Source organism: Bosea sp. NBC_00550 (assembly GCF_026020075.1).
Lineage (GTDB): Bacteria > Pseudomonadota > Alphaproteobacteria > Rhizobiales > Beijerinckiaceae > Allobosea.
Map to the genome: position 1 here is coordinate 244,712 of NZ_CP102773.1, position 18,914 is coordinate 263,625.

The window sequence follows — 18,914 nt, forward strand, 5'->3', positions numbered from 1 at the left end:
CCCGCTGAAGCAAGGCGTGCGACGTTTTCCGCGAAGCTTGGGCGCGGCTTAGCGGTATGCGGGCAGGGCATTGCGGCGCGAGGCAAATTAGACCCAAATGGCACGATCCCTGCTTTATGCGGGTCGAGCTACCGGCGTTCAAAGACGATGGACAGGCATACGATTTTCCTCACCTCTCCGCTCGAGCCGGAGCATGTCGATCGCATCCGGGCGGCCGCGACGGCGGCCGTCGAGGTGATCCATGAACCCGATCTGCTGCCGACTGTCCGCTTCGTCGCGGATCACAAGGGCGAGCCGGATTTCAAGCGCGATGCCGGACAGGAGGCGCGCTGGCGCGCCCATCTCGGACGCGCGACGATCCTATGGGATTTCCCGTCCGGACCTGCCACGAACGGCGGCGGGCTCTCGGTGGCTCCCCATGTCCGCTGGGTTCAGACCACGAGCTCCGGCGTCGGCCGGATGGTCAACGATTACGGCCTGGCCGGGAGCGAGCTCATCGTCACGACCGCACGCGGCGTTCATGCTAGGCCCCTTGCGGAGTTCGCCGTGATGGCGCTGCTCGTTCACGCCAAGCGCTATCCGTTCCTCAAGGACGAGCAGAAGGCGCATCGCTGGGAGCGCTATTGCGGCACGTCGCTGGCGGGGCAGACCCTTCTCGTGGTCGGAGCCGGCAAGGTCGGTGCGGAAGTCGGACGCTTCGCGCAGGCCTTCGGCATGAGGGTCATCGCACTGGTGCGCCGTCCCTCGGACGATAGGCGCGCCGAACTTTTTGCCGACGAGGTCCACGGCCTCGACATGCTGGAGCAGGCCGTCGCGCGTGCCGACGCCGTCGTGCTCGCGGCGCCGCATACGCCGGCGACGGAGGGCATGCTCAGCCGCGCCATCATCGCGCGTATGAAACCGGGCGTCGTCTTCGTCAATATCGGGCGCGGGCAGTTGGTCGATGAGGAGGCACTGACCGAGGCGCTGCAATCCGGCGCGATCGGCTTGGCGGCGCTCGATGTCGCGCAGATCGAGCCGCTGCCGGATGTCTCCGCACTTTGGGACCTACCCAATGTGTTGATCTCGCCGCACTCGGCCAGCACCGTCGCCAGCGAGAACGATGCGATCACCGATATCTTCTGCCACAATATCCCGCTGTTCCTGGCGGGCCGAAGCTCCGAAATGACCAATATCCTCGACAAGGCGCAAATGTACTGAATGCGGCTCGCGGTCGCCTCCGGCGCACCCGAACCGGCAACCATGGAGGACAGATCATGCTGCCGAGACTGACGAACCTGCTCGCACGGCTCGCCCTCGCGGGAGCGCTCGCCTCAGGTGCCGCCTTGGCGCAGGATGCCGGCAAGCCGCAATATGGCGGGCAACTGATCTATGCCCAGTCCGGCGAGAAGTTCACGCTCTTCATGGGCCGCAGCACCGACCAGTCGGGGCAGGATGTCTGGTTGCATGCCTGCGAGACGCTCGTCGAACTGAGCCCGCAAAACGAGATCAAGCCACTGCTCGCCAAGAGCTGGACGACCTCGCCCGATGGCAAGACCGTGACCTTCAAGCTGCAGGAGGGCGTCAAGTTCCATGACGGATCGTCCTTCAACGCCGAGGCCGCGGCATTCGTGTTCAACGAGGCGAAGGCCAAGAAATTCATCTATCTGCCGCTGCTCGAGGGCTTCGAGAACGCGACGGCCGATTCCGAATACGAGATGTCGTTCCATCTCGCGGCACCCTTCGCCGCGCTGTTGCCGACGCTGGGCTACCGCCCGCTCTGCATGTTCAGCCCGACTGCCTACAAGGCCGTGGGCGAGGCCGGGCTGGCGACCAAGGTTGTCGGAACCGGCCCCTTCGTGCACACGCAGTTCGTCAAGGGCGAATACACGATCTTCGAGAAGAACAAGGACTACTGGCAGGCCGGAAAGCCCTATTTTGACAGCGTCAAGATCGTGATCGTGCCCGATGCCGCGACACGCACGGCGATGCTAGAGCGCGGCGAGATCGACCGCACCGTCCAGCTCGGCGATCTCGAACTGGCCAGGCTCGAGCGCAACAAGAGCGTGCTGGTCAGGACGGTGCCGAGCACGCGCCAGTTCTACGTCGTGCTGAATCACAAGGTCCCGGCGCTTGCCAATCCGACCTTCCGCCGGGCGCTAAACTACGCGATCGACAAGGCCGGCATCGTGCAGAGCGTCTTCGCCGGGCGCGGCGCCGCGCTGATGACGGCGCCAACCCTGATGGAAGGCGTCGTCGGCTACACCGATATGCGCGCGCCGGGCGAGGACACCATCTTCCCCTATGATCCCGATAAGGCGCTAGCGCTGATGAAGGAGGCCGGCTACGCCTTTAGCGGCGGCGTGCTCAAGGACCCACAGGGCCAGCCGGTCAAGCTGAAACTCTTCACCCCGCGCGGCGCCACCAAGGGCGACTATCAGATCGCCCAGCTGCTCCAGACCTTCCTGAAACAGGTCGGCATCGCCGTCGATCTCACCGTGATGGAGAGCGCCGCCTTCAGCTCGGCGACGAATTTGGGTCCCAACGACGCGAAATACGACATGGCGCTGCTGTCCTGGGGCATTCCGACGGCCGATCCCGATCAGCCGATGATGTATTTCACCCACACCAACGCCTGGAAGCCCAATGGCGCCAACCGTATGTTCTTCTCCGACGCCGAGATCGACCGCCTCGCCAACGTCGCCCATACCGAGACCGACCCGGCCAAACGCAACGAATATGTCAAGCAGTGGATGGCGCGGCTCCTAGTCCTGGCGCCGGTGATCTACCTGCCGACGCTCAATCTCGGCTTGGCCGGCCGGACCTATCTCAAGGGCGACGAGATCTTGGCGGTCGACAATTATCCGGCGCATTTCGCCTGGTTCGACAAGGGCGAGATGGAGCGCCAGGGCGTAAAGCGCTGAGCGCAGCGGGGATCGGGCCGCGCATCGGCGCCAAACGCTGCGCGGCCTCGCCAACACATGGGGACGTCATGCCTTGCTCAGAATGATCATCGGACGGATGGGCTTCATCGTCCTCGCCGGACTGCTACTGCTGACGTTCCTGTTCGCGCTGTTCCACATCATTCCGGGCGATCCGGCCGTGCTGCTGGCCGGCGACAATGCGCCCAAGGACGTGGTCGACGGCATCCGCAAGGCCTATGGCTTCGACCGGCCGCTCTATATCCAGTACAGCACCTATATCGGCAATGTGCTGCTCGGCGATTTCGGTGTCTCGAACTACAACCGCCAGCCCGTGCTCGGAATCGTCCTGACCCGGGTCTTCAACACGGCGCAACTCGCCACGCTGGCGATGATCTTCGCCGTCGTAGTCAGCCTGACGCTCGGCTCGCTCTCGGCGACGTTCTGGGGCAGTTCGCTCGACAAGACCGTAACGGTCGGGTCGCTGGTTGGCATCTGCCTGCCGGTATTCGTCACCGGCATCGCCGGAATCTATCTCTTCGGCGTGCACCTCGAATGGCTGCCGATCGCTGGAATGGCGAGTTGGGCCAACTATGTCCTGCCAGTCGTTACGCTGGGCGCCTATCAGGCAGCGATCTTCACGCGCATGGTCCGCTCCTGCATGATCGAAGCGCTCGGCAAGGAGTTCGTGATCACCGCCCGCGCCAAGGGCGTCGCCGAGTGGCGCATCGTGTTGACTCATGCGCTGCCCAACGCCTTCTTGCCGATCATCACGCTGTTCGGCCTGGGCTTCGGACACACGCTCGGCGGCTCAGTGGTGATCGAATCGATCTTCAACTGGCCCGGCCTCGGCCGGCTGATGGTCGAATCCGTGCTGACGCGCGATCTGCCGATCATCCAGGCCTCGATCTTCTTTTTCGCGATCATCTTCATCACGCTGAACATGGTCGTGGACATCCTCTACACTTGGTTCGACCCGAGGATCTCGTATTGACCCGCTCGCAGCCCCCAAAAGCGAGGCCGTGATGGATTTCCTCAGGAGCTTCGCGCGCGATCGCGTCGGCCTGTTCTTCGCCGTCGTGCTGCTGGCGCTCTTCGTGGTCGCGCTGACGGCCCCTTGGATCACCCCGCGCGACCCCTTCGCGATCAGCCTGCGCCAGGGCATGAAGCCGCCCTCCTGGGCGAACTTGCTCGGCACCGACCAGTTCGGCCGCGACGTGCTTTCGCGGGTGATCCTGGCGACCCAGGTGACGACCAAGATCGCTCTCGCCTCGATCTTGTTCGCCGTCGTGCTGGGCGTGCCGCTGGGCATGTTCGTCGGTTATCGCGGCGGCATCTGGGATGCGGTGACGATGCGCATCACGGACATCATGCTAATCTTCCCGATTATCCTGCTGGCGATCGTCATCGTCGTCGTCGCCGGCCCCTCTGAGCAGGGCGTCGTCATCGCGCTCGGCCTGTCGCAGATGCCGCAATTCATCCGCGTCGCGCGCGGCGTGACGCTGTCGGCCAAGGAGGAGCTCTATGTCGAGGCGGCGATCGCGGCGGGTGCAAGTTGGCCCGGCATCCTGTGGCGCCACATCTGGCCCAACATCTCCACCCCGATCATCGTCCAGGCGACGCTGACCCTGCCCGTCTTCGTGCTGAACACCGCCGCGCTGAGCTATCTCGGCCTCGGCGTTCAGCCGCCGACGCCGGAATGGGGCCAGATGCTGAACGAGGCCAAGGAGGTGCTGACCAGCGCGCCGTATCTGATCATCGGCCCTTCGGTCGCACTGTTCCTGTTCGTGCTCTCGGCAAACCTCGTCGGTGACACGCTGCAGGAGACGCTGAATCCGAAGCTGAAGGGCCGGCGCCTGGCGATGATGGGGCCACGGCGCTTCGGCGCGAAGACGGCGGGCGAGCCGCGACCCGAACCGAAGGTCGTGCCATGAGCGATCGAGACACCATTCACGCCCATATCGAGGCGCATATCGGCGAGCATATCGCCAACATCCAGCGCTTGGTCCAACAGCCGAGCGTCAGCCTGGAGAAGACGGGTCTACGCGAATGCGCCGCACTGCTCGTCTCGAACATGATGGCGGCGGGCTTCACTGAGGCCGAGACCGTCGATGTTGGCGACGATTATCCCGGCGTCTGGGGAATGGTCGACTGCGGCAAGCCGACGACCATGCTGATCTACGGCCATTACGACGTCCGCCCCGTCGGCACAGAGGCTTGGACCCATCCGCCGTTTTCCGGCGAGGCGATACCCTTCGACGGCTTTCCGAAGGTGGTGCTCGGCCGTGGTGCCGCCGCGCAAAAGGGACCGTTGCAGGCATGGATCAACGCGGTCTCCTCGATCCTCTCCGTCGAGGGGGCATTACCGGTCAACCTGATCTTCCTGATCGAAGGGGCCGAACTGCTCGGCAGCCCGAATTACGGCAAGCTCTTCGAACGCTATCGCGACCGGCTTGCGCAGGTCTCGGCCCTCTACGGCCCCAAGACGGCGCAGGATGCCAGCGGCGCCGTCAGTATGACGCTGGGCTACAAGGGCCTGATCTATCTGGAGTTCGTCGCCAGCACGCAGAGTACGGGCCTCGGCCCTCAGGGCGGCGCGGTCCATAGCGCCACCAGCGTCGTCGTCGACAATCCGGTCTGGCGCCTGCTCCATGCCATGGCATCGCTGACCGACGACACCGGCCGGACCATAGCCATCCCCGAACTCGCCGCCATGATGGCGCAGGCAAAGCCGATTGCCGACTGGGAACGCCCGCTCCTCGACGCGATGCGCGCAGGCGTTGCCGGCAAGGATCCCAACGGCTTCATCCCCGGGCTGGCGCCGCAGTTCCCGGTCAAGACCTTCAAGGAGGAGGTGGCGCCAGCAGATCTACTGCAGCGCTACATGTATGGCCCATCCTTCAACATCAGCGGATTGCGCAGCGGCTATACCGGGCCTGGCACCAAGTCCTTCCTGCTGCCCGACACGGCGACCGCGACTTGCGATCTGCGCGTGATCAGCGAGGTTGGCGCGCAGGACATCATCGCGATCATCCGCCGCCATCTCGATTCGGCCGGTTTCCCGGACATCACGATCAGGGTGATGGCGGCCTATGATTGGTATCAGACCTCATTAGAATCCAGCCTGATCCGCGCCACGCTGGCGACGCTCGACGCCTATGACTGCCCCCGCACGATCTGGCCGGTGCAGGGTTTCGGCGGCCCTTGGGCGCATTTCGCCAAGCTCCTCGGCATCCCCTCGCTGCAGGGCGGCTCGCCGGGCCATGGCGCGCGCTTGGCGACCAGCGATGAGTTCTTGGTGGTCGAGGGCGACGGAAAGGTCGCGAGCCTCGCGACGATCGAACGCTACTATGTCGATCTGATCTATGCTTTTGCAGCCGTGACGAAACAATGATCGAGCGCTCCATCCCAATGAACTTTGTGCCGACGACGTCCGGTTCCGGGCCGTCGTTCAATGTGTGAAGATGGCTCGACGGGACGGCTCACGTCTCCGAGCGCGGGCCGCTCCTAGGCGTCTGGGGCCGGATGCCGAGCAATCTTGTATAAGCGACTCGTAGTCCAGCGGTTGGGTGATAGCGTAGCAGGTGTGAGGTTGCGTAACGATGAGGTGGTGTCATGCCGAACGTCGACGCCGCGATGATCTCGTCTTATGGACAGCGGAAGGCTGCTGTGCTGCGAGCTGCACAGCTAATCTCATCATCGAGGGGCTCTGACGATGAGCGGGAATTCGAGATGCTAACCGAGGCTATCGCGGACTTCGACATCCGTCAGGAAGCTCTCGGCTTCGTTGAGATCCCGCCGGCCTTCATGCAGTTCCTTTCCAGTGCGCATCAGGGCCGGTTTCAAGCGGCCGGCGCTGAGAAGAAAAGGGCTGTCCCGTAGCGCCGGAAAGTAGTTTGTGCCTTCGGGAACTGCCTCCGTATTGGACGCACCAGATTTTGAGGACCGGTACTCGACGTCAAGACGTATCACAGAACTCGCCTGGCAGCGCGAGACACTGCTCGAAATCCTGATCCGGATCTTCTGCGACAAGCTGCCGAAGCGGTCCGCCGCGGCATGCCCCGTCGACGAGTTGTCAGAAGAAATCGCGCTGAACCGCATCATGAAAGCGGCCGTCGCGCACCTGTCTAGGAGGTCGCGCAAAGCGGCCAATTTGCAGCGCCTTCGTGACTGGCCTTCGTCTATGCAGATATCACGGAGGCACCAGCGGTCGATGACCGCGCGAACAGGCCGGACACAAGGCTGCACTCGACCAGCACGCCAGACCGTCACAGCCCCCCTTGCAACGCGGGAGCCATCTACACAAGACATTCTCGGCGTCAGGTAAGGGCCACTTTTCGCTTTTCGTCCCTAAAGAACGCTTCCTAGCAGGCGTTCGGGACGGACCAGCTTCAGCCGATGTCCCAATCGACCAACACCATCGGGTCCTCACAACGAGCGCAGGCCGCGCGAACGAGCGACCAGAGGGGCCAGTGAGAAGGCGTTCGATTGCTGCCCTGCGCTGACCCAACGAGTAGCGACCTTCCTGCCAATTGGACGAAGGAGTCAGCTAGGGATTCCAGATCGCCGGGCGACATAGTCGCACTGGTGTGCTGTGAGGGAACATGATTCGAATTTTGCATACGGCTGATTGGCACATCGGTCAGACGTTGCGTGGGTACTCGCGGGAGCACGAGTTACGCAGCGTCCTGCGCGGGCTGGAAGAGATTGCGGTGGAGCGCGACGTCGACGCCCTGGTGATCGCCGGCGATGTATTCGACAGCCAGAACCCGTCCGGCGAGGCGCAGCAGCTATTCTATGAGACCATCGCACGATTGAGCCGCTCGCGCCCGCGCATGACTGTGGTGATCGCCGCGGGCAACCACGATGCCGCTGGCCGGCTGGAAGCGCCCCGGCCGCTGCTGGAGGCCTTCAACGTTCGAGTCGTCGGCAACGTGCGTCGCCGCGAGGGACGCCTCGACGCTTACCGCCATCTCGTCCCGATCGCTGACGCGAGCGGATCGATAGCCGCTCATGTGCTTGCGGTGTCCTACCCGACCGCCGCCTGCTTGCCGAATTTGACCAGGCTAGATGGCGAAGGGATATCGCCGATCATTACCGGCGTGCGGAATCTCTATTCCGAGCTGGTCGACGCGCTGAACACATCGTTGCATGGTCTGCCTTGGGTTTTGACCGGCCATCTGCACGTCGCTGGCGGAATCGAGTCGGAAGGCGCGGAGCGGCGCATATTGGTCGGCGGCCAGCATGCTGTCCCGCATGACGTATTCCCGGCCGAGGCGAGCTATGTGGCGCTCGGCCACCTACACCGGGCGCAGGCGGTAGGACGCGAGACGTTGCGCTATTGTGGGTCGCTCATCCCCCTGTCCGCAACTGAATTACCTTATAGGCACGGCGTTACACTGGTCACATTGGATGGCTCCCTCGCCACATCGGAGCATATCCCGATTAACCGGCCCGTGCCGTTCATCCGCCTTCCCGACGCTGGCGATATTCGCCTGAGCGAACTAGGCGACCATCTGACGGCGCTAGCACTTCCAACCGATCTACCGCTCGAACAGCGGCCGTTCGTGCAAGTGAGGCTGGAGCGCGAGGGGCTGTCGCCTGGATTCCGGGAGGAGGTCGACCGTATCGCCGAGGGTTTCCCGGTTCGCATCGTCGAGGCACGTGTCGCAGCGCGCCCCGATGCGGTCAAGGTGCCGACTGATTCAGCATCGACGATCCGACTCTCCGATCGAGATCCGGAGGACCTGTTCAAGCTGGCCTTCGAACGCACCTTCGGGAGCGCGCCCGATGCCAGCCATCTTGATGTCTTCCACCGCGCTCAGGCGGAGGCATAAGGATGCGCATCCTGGCAATCCGCGGGGAGAACCTGGCGAGTTTCGCTTCTCGCTTCGAGATCGATCTGGCAGCAGAGCCGCTTGCGGGATCTGGACTATTTGCGATCACCGGTGAGACGGGAGCGGGGAAGTCGACCATTCTCGATGCTCTGTGCCTGGCGCTCTACGGACAATTCCCGCGCACGACGGTCGGCCGGCGCGAGTACGCACCTGACCCCAGCGGCGAGGCGATTTCGGCGAGCGACGGGCGAGCGATCCTGCGCCGGGGAGCAGGTGGCGGCTATGCCGAGGTCGATTTCATCGGGCAGGACGGCGAAGGTTACCGCGCTCGTTGGGAAGCGAATCGAGCGCGGGGGCGGGCAAACGGCCGCCTTCAGAATGAACAGCGTGCCCTGTATCGCCTGGACGATGGGAGTGCTGTTGCCGCCGGCAAGACGCTAGTCAAGGAAGCGGTCGAGGCTCGAACCGACCTTACATTCGAGCAGTTCAGGCGCACCGTCCTTCTGGCCCAAGGCGAATTCGATGCCTTCCTGCTCGCAGCCGAAGGCGACCGCGCCGAGCTCTTGGAAAAGATCACGGGCACCGAGATCTATGCGGCAATTTCAATTCAAGTCCGTGCGGGCACGGATGAGAGACGCGCCATGGTCGAGCGGTTAGAATTTCGCAGAAACGAAATTGGTCTGCTCGATGCGCAGGCGAGGCAGGCGCTGCTAAACGATGGGATCGAGATAGCTTCGACTAGCGGCGAAAGAGGCATTGCGCGCGATCAGAATCTCGAACGGCTGGAGCACGTCAAGCGCGTCGTGACCGCTCGCGAAAATCTCGCTCGAGCCGAAGCAGATGCATCGTCGGCTCGACTCGTTCGTGAAGCGGCCGCCGACGATTTTCGCTCGCTCGCGGAGTTCGACCTGGTTGAGCCACTTCGGCCGCTCGCCGTCGAACTTAGAAATGCGCAAGGCGCGCGAGCTGAGGCCGAGAGCCGCCTCGAGGCCTTATTGGTAGCGCGCGAGGAATCCAGGCTTTCGGACGCTGGCATGGCAACGGAGCTGGCGGCGGCGGCATCCGAGAATGGCGTTGCCGAGAAAGTGCTGAAGGACTTTCTCCCGGCTTGGAGCGAAGCAGAGAGGCTGGACACGCAGTTGGCTGCCGCGCGGACGGAGCTCGCGGACGCGATCGAGAAATCGCACGTGGCCGAGGAGAGTTTACGCGGCAAGAGCGAAGCGCTTGCAGCGTTGGATCGAACGATCGCGGAGAAATCCGAGCTAAGCGATACGACCGTTGCTCAACTCGACAGCCGATCCGGCCGCGACCTGGTCCTAAATCGCCTCGCGGATGCGCTGGATCTGCTGACAAAACGCAAGGCCCTGGCCGAGGAGCGATCAGGATACATATCGACAGCCGAACGCGCGAGAGCGGCCGCCGAGACTATGCAGCGCGAGATCGTAGCGCTGTCCGAGCAAGCCGCTGAGGCGCGGGCTCAAAGACTGGAGATCGCTGGTCAGACCACAATGCGCAGGGATCGCCTCACGGCCATTAACGACGTCGCATTGCGCGATCGGGATCTTCTACTGCAGCGCGCGGATGAAACGTTGCGCAATCTCATCGACGTATGCGGACAGCACGATCGGGCTGCCGTTGCGCTGAAGCGCCATGAAGCGGACGGTGAACTGGCCGTCAAGGCGCTTAAAGAGGCCGGGGCGCTCATCAGTCAGGCCGAACTGGACCGGGGGCGTCGCCAAGCGGCGCGTACTGAGATCATTCCAATCGCTGAGCTTGCCGATGAAGCGGTTTCCTCCGAAGCCCTGCATCTGCGCAGCCTGCTTGCTCCAACCTTGCCTTGCCCAGTGTGCGGGAGCACCGATCATCCGCATCTTGCGCATCCCAGCGCACTCAACGAGATCGCCGAGAGGCTTCGCGAAAGACGGGGAGAGCTTGACCGGGCTTTGATCCAAGTCGGCGAGCGACTGGATGGGGCTACCCGGGCTCGGGCAGCCGCGGAGGTCCGGCAGGCAGAGGCACGCCGCTGGGCCGAATCCGCCCGCGAGCAAGTGCAGATTGCGAGCGCGGCGTACACCGCGCGGTGGCCGTCGTCGAATGATGCTTACCTGAAGGCGGGCATGGAGAGAGACGTTCCCAGCACGCTCAGCGATAATACGACAGGCGAATTGAATGCCCTGACGGCGGCCATCGGCGCAGCCCGGCAGATGATCGCTGGGCCTCTCGCGGAAGCACAGGAACTCCGAACGGCAATCGACGCCGCCCAGCGCGAGCTGGATGCGCTTGACGTGAAGATAGGAGCGATCGGGCAATCGGTTGAAGACAAGCGGCCAGACGCTCAGGCCGAGCAATTGAAGGCCACCGACTACGCGGCGCGAGCGGCCGGATTGGCCGAGCGACTGGTTTCCATTGAACGCGAGCTCGCGCCCTTTCTTGCTGTCGCGGGTTTGGCGCTCGACATGGTCGACGCCGATCCGGCCGAGGTTGCGGCAGTTCTCAAGGCAATTGCTGAAGAAAGTACCCGGCTGCGCAAGCAGGCCGATGAACTTGAAGCGGTCCTCCAGAATCTCGGCCGAGAGCGGGTAGCCACGAATACCTCGCTCGACCATGCACGGGCGCACCTGACCGCCATGAGCAGTGGTCTCACTCAACGCCGGCGGACGGAGCAGGGAAAAGCACAGGCCCGAGCTGCGCTCCTTAGTGGGGAGGCCACGGCAACGCATCGTGCGAGAATCTCGGGAGCTTGCGAGGTCAGCCGTGAGACGCTTGCTCGTGCACTTGCCAGGAAGGCAGCGTCCGAAGGAGCGCTGCAAGCCGCGGCTGCCCGATGCGACGAGGCGACGTCCATATTGGAGATGTCTGCAAGCAGAAGTGATCGTGCCGAACGCACATTCGGCGCGGCGTGCCACGAAATAGCGCGCTCGACCGCCCAAGTTGTGGCGCTCATCATGACCGATCCCGCTGTCAGCCAGGAATTGAAAGGCAAAGTCCAGGGCGTCGACCGTGCTGTGAACGACGCCAATACAGCGGTGCTGACGCGTCGGAGCGACCTGGACCGGACGCTGGAAGGCTTCGACGAGACCGTGGACCCCCAGGCGCTCGCCGCGAGCGTCGCATCATTGGCCCAAGAGATAGAAGGTCTGCAGCAGAGATCTGGAGCGCTCAGGGCGACGCTTGCGAGAGACGACGTAGCGCGCAAGGAGGCGGCAAATCTGGCCGGCCAGATCGATGCGGCAAACACCGAACTCACGGTATGGCAGGCCGTGGACGACGCAATAGGCTCGGCAAACGGAGATCGTTTCCGGCGTTTCGCGCAAGGCATCACGCTCGATCATATGGTGCAGCTCGCCAACGAGCATCTGGACGCCCTCACCCCGCGATACAGGCTCGCCCGCGACGCTTCATCCGACCTGACGCTCCATGTCATCGATCGCGATATGGGCGACGAAGTCCGTGGGACACGTAGCCTTTCGGGTGGCGAGCGCTTCCTGGTTTCGCTCGCTCTGGCACTTGCTCTTTCGGGCCTGGAGGGACGTTCGTCCTTCGTCGACACGCTTTTCATCGACGAAGGTTTCGGGTCTCTCGACGCCGAGACCCTAGATTTGGCCCTCGACGCGCTGGAGACCCTGCAGGGGCGGGGGCGCAAAGTCGGCGTCATCACCCATGTTGCCGCGATGATTGAGCGGATCGCCGTACAAGTCCGTGTTGAAAAGCTAGGTGCAGGCCGATCCGAGATCAAGATCGTCGGTAGCATCGGCGCTATTGCGTGAGGCGCTCGTCGTTCTCAATCGACGAGAGCGAGCAGTGATGCTGCAGCCCAGAGGCAAAGGCGTCATCGCCTGGACCCTGCGCTTCGGCGACGAGGTCCGGAAGCCCGCCATTTACTTCCGCGACATCGGCTAAGCGCCAGACGACCCGTCGCTGAGTAAGTTGGCGGACAACCTGGTCGCCCAAAAGTCTGCGCCGTGGTCAGCGGACTTCATGAAAGACCCGATCCAGGATCACCTCCTGAAGCTGATCGATTCAAAGAAGAGCCGCAGCGTGAAGCGGGGTGAAGCGCCCGGCCGACCGCAGAAGGTGGTCAGCATATTCGACGCTCTCAAGAAGAGCCTTCAGGAAGAAGAGCGCAAGCAGCGCTGAACCGTTGCCTATGCCTACGTTGGCGACCGCCTCGGCAGTAATTCGAACAGCTGCCGCTGGGAACCCCTTCGTCCGCCTTTTGCGCTGCGCGGTCGCCCACGCCCTTCGGCGAGCGTGTCCTCAAAGACCTTCACGGCGTCCGCGATGCAAGCTCGCGTCCCCGTCGCTGTCGTTGGTGCGGCCCATGAGGTCCTGCGGGGCACTCTAGGACTCAGGACTGATTGCTCAGAGCCAGGAGATGACGGTAGCGGCGATACAGACAGCGCTCACTGCGCCCTAACGAAGCTTGCTTCGCGGCGTTATAGGGCATTCCTGCCAAGTTTATTGATCGACAGCCGGAACACGGCAGATTTTTTGCATGAGGGATTCAACGCAATCTGCGAGTCGCACGCGCACCTGGCGGATCCCTCTTATGAAGATGTCAGAATCAGCATCGGATGCCGGCAAAGCACAGATTTTCGGACAGCATAACAATATGTTCGGATTTCTCAGGCTGCTCTTCGCGTCGGCCGTGATCCTATCTCATGTTCCGGAAATAATCGACGGCAGTCGTAGCAACGAAATTCTGACTCGCTTATTTGGGTCAATCTCCCTTGGCGATTTTTCAGTAGACATGTTCTTTTTGATCAGCGGATACCTCATCACAAACAGCTTTATAGGGAGAAAGTCGTTAGCCGAGTACGTCAGGAAGAGATTAGCCAGAATATTTCCTGGGTTCATTTGCGCATATTTTATATGCGTTTTAATCGTTGCTCCTATAGGTGGAGCAAAAATGCCGGGGCATCTGGGAGAATTTTTATCAATCGTAGTGCGAGCACTACTACTTCAAGCGCCGAATGTCGGAAACGTTTTCCATGGGACGATGTTCCCGTTTCTAAATGCATCGATGTGGACCATCAGCATCGAATTCAAATGCTATTTGCTCGTTATCGTGATGGGGTACTTTGGTTTATTTGGAAAAAGACATTTGGTTTTAATTGCGACAGCGGCATTGCTTGTAATTGCCATTTTTCTGGAAATCGAGACTCAACCTTTCGACACAAGCATTACTGATCGACCTATACCAAATATATTTTCCATATCAGAATGGAATAGCATTCTGTTTGGAGCAAAAAAGAGTTGGCTGAGGCTGAGCGGCATATTTTTGACCGGATCATGTTTTTTTCTGTATAGAGACGTCATAATATTCAAGCTAAAATACGTTCTGATATCGACTGCGGCGCTCGCGTTATGCCTGTTCGTCGATCGATTGGCCCATTTCGGAGTCGCCATATTCGGGGCCTATATACTATTTTCCATTTCGAATATTAAAAATAGGACCTTGAGCAAAATTAATAATAAAAACGACATATCTTACGGCGTATATTTATACGCTTGGCCAACGACAAAGGTCATACTTCTCATATCTCCGCATATGTCGGTGATAAATGCGACTGTCCTGACAGTTATTATTTCATACATACTTGGTTGGGTTAGCTGGGTCTGCATCGAAAGGCCGGTATTGGCACTCGTCAAGTCGACGAAGCATGCCTCTCCATTGCCCAATAAGCAGTCGCGCTTGGCCTTGTAGCGCCAAAGATAGCTGAAAATCAGGTGGCAAAGCCAAACTCCGTGCAAGTTTGCGCGTGTTCGGACACTCCCCCGCTAGGGCTCGATCATTCCCCGTTTAGTGGGAATCCAGCAAGTCTCATTTTTACTTTCGAACAGACCAATCAGGGTCCTGAACCGCTGAGAGGCCGCGGAAGGGCCGGAAGTGGTGAAAACATCGGCGGCGACCGACCGGATATGGGTCAATTCGAGCGCCTGCGGAAGGGCGCTTGGGTGATCCGCGGGTATGCCATCGATCTCGCCGCGCCGGATCTTGCCGCGCATTTCGCGATCCGCCAGAACGGCAAGATACTCGCGATCGTCGGCACCCGCCAAGTACGGCCTGACGTCGCGACGATGTTCGAAAGAGCTGATCTGAAAGGCAAGCGGTTCGGCTTCATGCTGCTGCTCGACGGCATCGACTGCCCGAAAGGGCCACTGCAAGGCTTCGTCGCCATCGAGGACGGGCGCGCTATCGAGCTCCCGGCCGATCGCCTGTCGGCGCTCTGCCCGCAATAGAGCGTCGCCCACCCGGGCCAAGATCGAGCGCTGAGACCACACGCTCCGGAGCCGCATGCTGCCGGAAACTCGCGCTTACCCCGCAGCAACGCCTTAGGTGGATCGACGGGCGTCCCGCAATTTGGTCTCATCGTCTGCAGCGGGTCGAAAGCGCTCATTTGCGCGCCGCCTAGAGGAAGCGGATCCGCAATATTGGAATATCACCGGACGTCGCCGAGGCGGACGGCGCCGGCAGCGAGACGCCACCGGCCCTTTGGGCCGGGGGGCTTTTGCGGTCCGGTGGCGTTCGACCGCGTCCCAGCGGTGGGTCGAGGCTACGCCTGCCATCGTGTATCGTCCACTAATTGTGGAGCGAGATCCTGACTATAAAATTCTAGGAAGCCGACGGCGCTGCCCCCGGGGACTAGCCGGTCGGGCGATGGCGCCGGGATTCGGAATCGGCCTCGGCCATTGTGACGGCGTCGTGCTCGATCGAGGCCGCAAGGAGGCAGTAGTCGTCGAAGCTGAACATCGCGCAGTGTTCGTCCTGGGACATCGCCTCCCAGACAAGATCGTACTCCTCGCAGACACCGCGAAAACGTCGGTCCTCCATTCGCGCGAAGCGGTCGCGGAACTCCGGGAACCTCATCTGCAGTCGGGCTAGCCCACGATCTTCAGCCGACATCGGACGCCCCCATGAACCACGGAAGACATAAGCGAGGAAGGCATAGGCAAGGGTGGAAGGTGGGAACGTTGGTGAGCAGCATTCCCTTGGGACAGGCTGACACAGGCTCGACAAACGGCAAATGTAATTCAACGCGCTAACCATGATTTAGCGGCGCGATGGGGGGGCATCCTTAAAGCGGCCTTGACGCATTCGCAGAAAGACGCGACCGATGTTCCTCCAAGGGGGCGTCCCATCAGACAGACACACAACCTCTCAGTTGGCCCTCGACTTCCGTGGCACGGCCGGCCTATAGACCTGGCCGTCGAGCAGCAGCGTCAGGGGATCATTGCCGACGTTCTCGGGCGCGCTGATCCTAGCGCGCGCGACCGGGCTCAAGCCAAGTGCGTCGCCGGCCAGATGCATCTCCTTTGCTGCGAGACTTTGAATCCGGACCAGCGGCGACATCGCCAATTGGCCGGTCGAGTCCCTACTGAACATCGTCAGCTGGCCGATTTTGCGCTGGCATTCGCGAAACCTCGCCCACGCGACGCACATCCTTTCGACCGCCTGGCTGTCGGCCAACGTCAGCAGCCCGGTCGGCATGCCGGCCTCGATCTGTTTCCACAAGCCCGCTGCTCGTCTCCGAGATAATAGGGCATCAGTGGCTGGCCACAGCTCTCGACGCTGTCCGGGACAGGTCGATGCCCGCGCCGGCCCTCTAACTCGCGGATGCGACGCGGCTTCGGCGGGCGTCCTGCTGGCATGGGCGGTGCTCCGAACGTGGCAGAAGGCGGCCATACTGACGCGTCGTCACGTGATCACCATGCCGATTACGGGCCGGGAAAAGCCAATCGTCTTCACGAGAAGCTCTCTTTCTCAGCCAGGTGGTAGCGCGTCGCGTGTTGAGTGTGTTTCGGCCCTTTAATTGCGGAGAGCTGTCAACCTCGGATTTCGCGCCGTCATCGCCGGGGTCATGGTCCTTTCCGAGGTCGAGCGCCTCATGATGATGTTCGGGTCGGGTGCCTCAACGTGTGCAACGACGTTCCAGTGGACGTCAGCCGAAACAACGAGGTCACCACAACCGCCGTCCCGGCGGGGACATCGCGAGTGCCGAGATGGGCGCCCGTGAGCAGGTTTATGCGGGAAGCGCCTACGCCGTCTTTTCGCTCCCCCATTCGAAGCTGGTGCCGTCGACCCAGATGCAGTGGAGGAGCACGGCCATCTTGCGCGCGACGGCCACCTTGGCCTTCTTCATCCCGATCCGCTTGGAGAGACGAATGCCCCATGCTTTCAGCGTCGACCATTTCTTGGTTCGATGCATCAGGACGCTGGCTGCCTCGTAGAGATATGTTCTCAGCAGGCGATCTCCCCAATGCGAGACACGGCCGCTGACATCCGTTTCCCCGGATTGCTTTCGCCGCGGCGTCAGGCCCAGGTAGGCACCGACGTCGCTGGCCGATGAAAAGCGCGAGGGATCATCGATCGTGTGGCGGTAGGTCAGCGCCGTCACCACGCCGACGCCGGGAACTGTCATCAGCCGGCGCGTAGTACAGTCGTCATGAGCGAGACGCCGGACCTGACGATCGAGTTTCTCCTGTTCCTCGCAGGTCTGTTCATGGACTCTGAGGAGCGCCCCAATCACGGATCGGAGCGGATGATCCTCGGCAAGCAGCTCCAGGACCTTTCGCCGGAACTGTGATCCAATCGATCGGCTGAACTGTAGCCCATGCTCCTTCAGCATCGAACGGATTTGGTTCTCCAGATCGCGGCGGATGGCGACAAGCCTGGAACGCGCGACGAGCAGGGATCGGGTTGCCTGACTCTCCGGACTCTTCACTTTGACTACTCGGTACCAGCCAACCCGAACCAACTCCGCCAGGCCTTGGGCATCGTTCTCGTCGCTCTTGTTCATTCGAACCGAAAGTACTGCCTTCGCGTGACGAGCGTCGATGCACACGACGGGCAGACCGATCCGGTTGAGTTCATGCCACAGCCAGCTCGACATGGCGCCGGTCTCGAAGCCGATCCGCTCGGCGCTCGGCGCGCGCTTGCTCAGCAGTTCCGCCAAAGCGCCGGGATCGGACCTCGCGCGGCCTTGAAAGATGACCTTTCCAGATTCATCGACGACGCAAACGCTGGTCTCTTTCTGCGATACATCCAGCCCGACATACTGTTTCATGACGACCATCCCGTGCTCAGGCCGGCGCCGCTGCCTGCCGACCATCACTCTGATGTCATGGCATCGACGGCAGCAATTACGTCATCGTATGCAAGTTTGACCCCGTGAGGCGGCGGACACTTTCAGCCTGCCAACTCCTGACGATCACGGAACAGGTCGCGAATTCTGTCGCGTCAGAATGCAACATGATCTAACGGATGCCGATTGACCCTTCCTGACCACACCCTGACCTCCCGCCGTAACCTGAGCTCTGCCTGAGGGCGTCTGCATTCCCTGAAAGGAAGAACTATGTCCAAGATCGCTGCAACGGTTGCTATCGCTACCGCTCTTATGTCAGGTGCGGCGGTGGCTCAGCCCGCCAAGCCCACCATTGTCCTCGTCCATGGCGCCTTCGCTGACTCGTCGAGCTGGAACGGGGTCATCGCCAATCTCCAGAAGAACGGATACACGACAGTTGCCGTCGCCAATCCGCTGCGGAGCGTCTCAGGTGACGCGCGCCTCGTGTCCGACGTCGTCGCGAGCATTGCAGGTCCGGTGGTCCTCGTCGGGCATTCCTACGGCGGCCAGGTCATTTCGAACGCGGCGAAGGGCCACGACAACGTCAAGTCGCTGGTCTATGTGGCGGCGTTCGCGCCCGATGCCGGCGAGGCAGCCTCGGAGCTAGCCGGCAAGTTCCCGGGTGGGACGCTCGGCGAGGCACTGGCGCCTCCGGTCAAGCTCACCGGCGGCGGCGTCGACCTCTACATTGATCAGGCCAAGTTCCGCGACCAGTTCGCTCACGACGTTCCGGCCGAGGCGACCGCACTGATGGCCGCCGGCCAGCGGCCGATCACCGAAGCGGCCCTAACCGAAAAGTCCGGCGAGCCTGCCTGGAAGCACGTGCCATCCTTCTTCGTCTATGGCGACGGGGACAAAAACATCCCGGCCAAGGCGCTCGGATACATGGCCGAGCGCGCGCGGTCCAAGCGCACGGTCGTGGTCAACAGCGCGTCGCATGTCGTAATGGTCTCGCAGCCGGACCTCGTCGCGAAGCTGATCGACGAAGCAGCTCGCTAAGCCTCAGACAGGGCACGGCGCGTTATTGCCGTGCCCATCTGCTTACCCGCCGA

General features: G+C 61.8%; 15 protein-coding genes. 11 read left to right on the top strand and 4 right to left on the bottom strand.

All coding sequences use genetic code 11. The features are described from left to right. The first annotated feature begins 147 nt into the window (after positions 1-147). The 5 genes from NWE53_RS28155 (at position 148) to NWE53_RS28175 (ending at position 6,294) form a co-directional block, all read left to right on the top strand. A complete protein-coding gene (locus NWE53_RS28155) occupies positions 148-1,200 on the top strand; it encodes a D-2-hydroxyacid dehydrogenase (RefSeq protein ID WP_265055502.1) in 1,053 nt (350 codons plus the stop codon). A gap of 56 nt (positions 1,201-1,256) precedes the next feature. Beyond that, positions 1,257-2,903, top strand: coding sequence for an ABC transporter substrate-binding protein (locus NWE53_RS28160; protein WP_265055503.1), 1,647 nt, complete (start codon positions 1,257-1,259; stop codon positions 2,901-2,903). Between the two features lie 82 nt (positions 2,904-2,985). Further along, complete coding sequence (locus NWE53_RS28165; protein WP_265055553.1) at positions 2,986-3,894, top strand: ABC transporter permease; 909 nt, start codon at positions 2,986-2,988, stop codon at positions 3,892-3,894. 31 nt (positions 3,895-3,925) lie between these two features. Further along, positions 3,926-4,834 (top strand): ABC transporter permease, encoded by a 909-nt coding sequence (locus tag NWE53_RS28170; RefSeq protein ID WP_265055504.1) that lies wholly within the window; start codon positions 3,926-3,928, stop codon positions 4,832-4,834. Then, on the top strand, positions 4,831-6,294 hold the full coding sequence (locus NWE53_RS28175) for a M20/M25/M40 family metallo-hydrolase (protein ID WP_265055505.1): 1,464 nt from the start codon (positions 4,831-4,833) through the stop codon (positions 6,292-6,294). Before NWE53_RS28170 ends, NWE53_RS28175 begins: the two co-directional genes overlap by 4 nt. Positions 6,295-6,635: 341 nt before the next feature. On the opposite strand, the gene NWE53_RS29900 is transcribed toward NWE53_RS28175, so the two are convergent. Beyond that, positions 6,636-7,004, bottom strand: a complete 369-nt coding sequence (locus NWE53_RS29900) for a hypothetical protein (protein ID WP_320109596.1) — start codon at positions 7,002-7,004, stop codon at positions 6,636-6,638. A 500-nt stretch (positions 7,005-7,504) separates the two neighbouring features. Between NWE53_RS29900 and NWE53_RS28190 the strand changes: the two genes are divergently transcribed. From NWE53_RS28190 to NWE53_RS28210, 5 genes are all read left to right on the top strand, one after another. Then, positions 7,505-8,737 (top strand): exonuclease SbcCD subunit D, encoded by a 1,233-nt coding sequence (locus NWE53_RS28190; RefSeq protein ID WP_265055507.1) that lies wholly within the window; start codon positions 7,505-7,507, stop codon positions 8,735-8,737. A 2-nt stretch (positions 8,738-8,739) separates the two neighbouring features. Further along, on the top strand, positions 8,740-12,504 hold the full coding sequence (locus tag NWE53_RS28195; RefSeq protein WP_265055508.1) for an AAA family ATPase: 3,765 nt from the start codon (positions 8,740-8,742) through the stop codon (positions 12,502-12,504). 160 nt (positions 12,505-12,664) lie between these two features. Beyond that, the gene (locus NWE53_RS28200; protein WP_265055509.1) at positions 12,665-12,874 is read left to right on the top strand and encodes a Ku family protein; all 210 of its coding nucleotides are present in this window, start codon (positions 12,665-12,667) and stop codon (positions 12,872-12,874) included. Between the two features lie 412 nt (positions 12,875-13,286). After that, positions 13,287-14,444: an acyltransferase family protein gene (locus NWE53_RS28205; RefSeq protein WP_265055510.1), complete on the top strand. Its 1,158-nt coding sequence runs from the start codon at positions 13,287-13,289 to the stop codon at positions 14,442-14,444. A 23-nt stretch (positions 14,445-14,467) separates the two neighbouring features. Further along, complete coding sequence (locus tag NWE53_RS28210; protein WP_265055511.1) at positions 14,468-14,980, top strand: hypothetical protein; 513 nt, start codon at positions 14,468-14,470, stop codon at positions 14,978-14,980. Positions 14,981-15,383: 403 nt separating this feature from the next. Here the strand turns inward: NWE53_RS28210 and NWE53_RS28215 are convergent, their stop codons facing one another. The 3 genes from NWE53_RS28215 to NWE53_RS28225 all read right to left on the bottom strand — a co-directional run bounded on the left by NWE53_RS28215 (position 15,384) and on the right by NWE53_RS28225 (position 17,805). After that, entirely contained in the window at positions 15,384-15,515 is a 132-nt protein-coding gene (locus NWE53_RS28215; RefSeq protein WP_265055512.1) for a hypothetical protein, read from the bottom strand. Positions 15,516-15,899: 384 nt separating this feature from the next. Continuing rightward, positions 15,900-16,229 (bottom strand): phage terminase small subunit P27 family, encoded by a 330-nt coding sequence (locus NWE53_RS28220; protein WP_265055513.1) that lies wholly within the window; start codon positions 16,227-16,229, stop codon positions 15,900-15,902. Between the two features lie 547 nt (positions 16,230-16,776). After that, a complete protein-coding gene (locus NWE53_RS28225; RefSeq protein WP_265055514.1) occupies positions 16,777-17,805 on the bottom strand; it encodes an IS110 family RNA-guided transposase in 1,029 nt (342 codons plus the stop codon). Positions 17,806-18,093: 288 nt separating this feature from the next. Here NWE53_RS28225 and NWE53_RS28230 point away from each other — a divergent pair, with 288 nt between their 5' ends. Beyond that, positions 18,094-18,861: an alpha/beta fold hydrolase gene (locus NWE53_RS28230; protein WP_265055515.1), complete on the top strand. Its 768-nt coding sequence runs from the start codon at positions 18,094-18,096 to the stop codon at positions 18,859-18,861. Positions 18,862-18,914 lie beyond the last annotated feature (53 nt).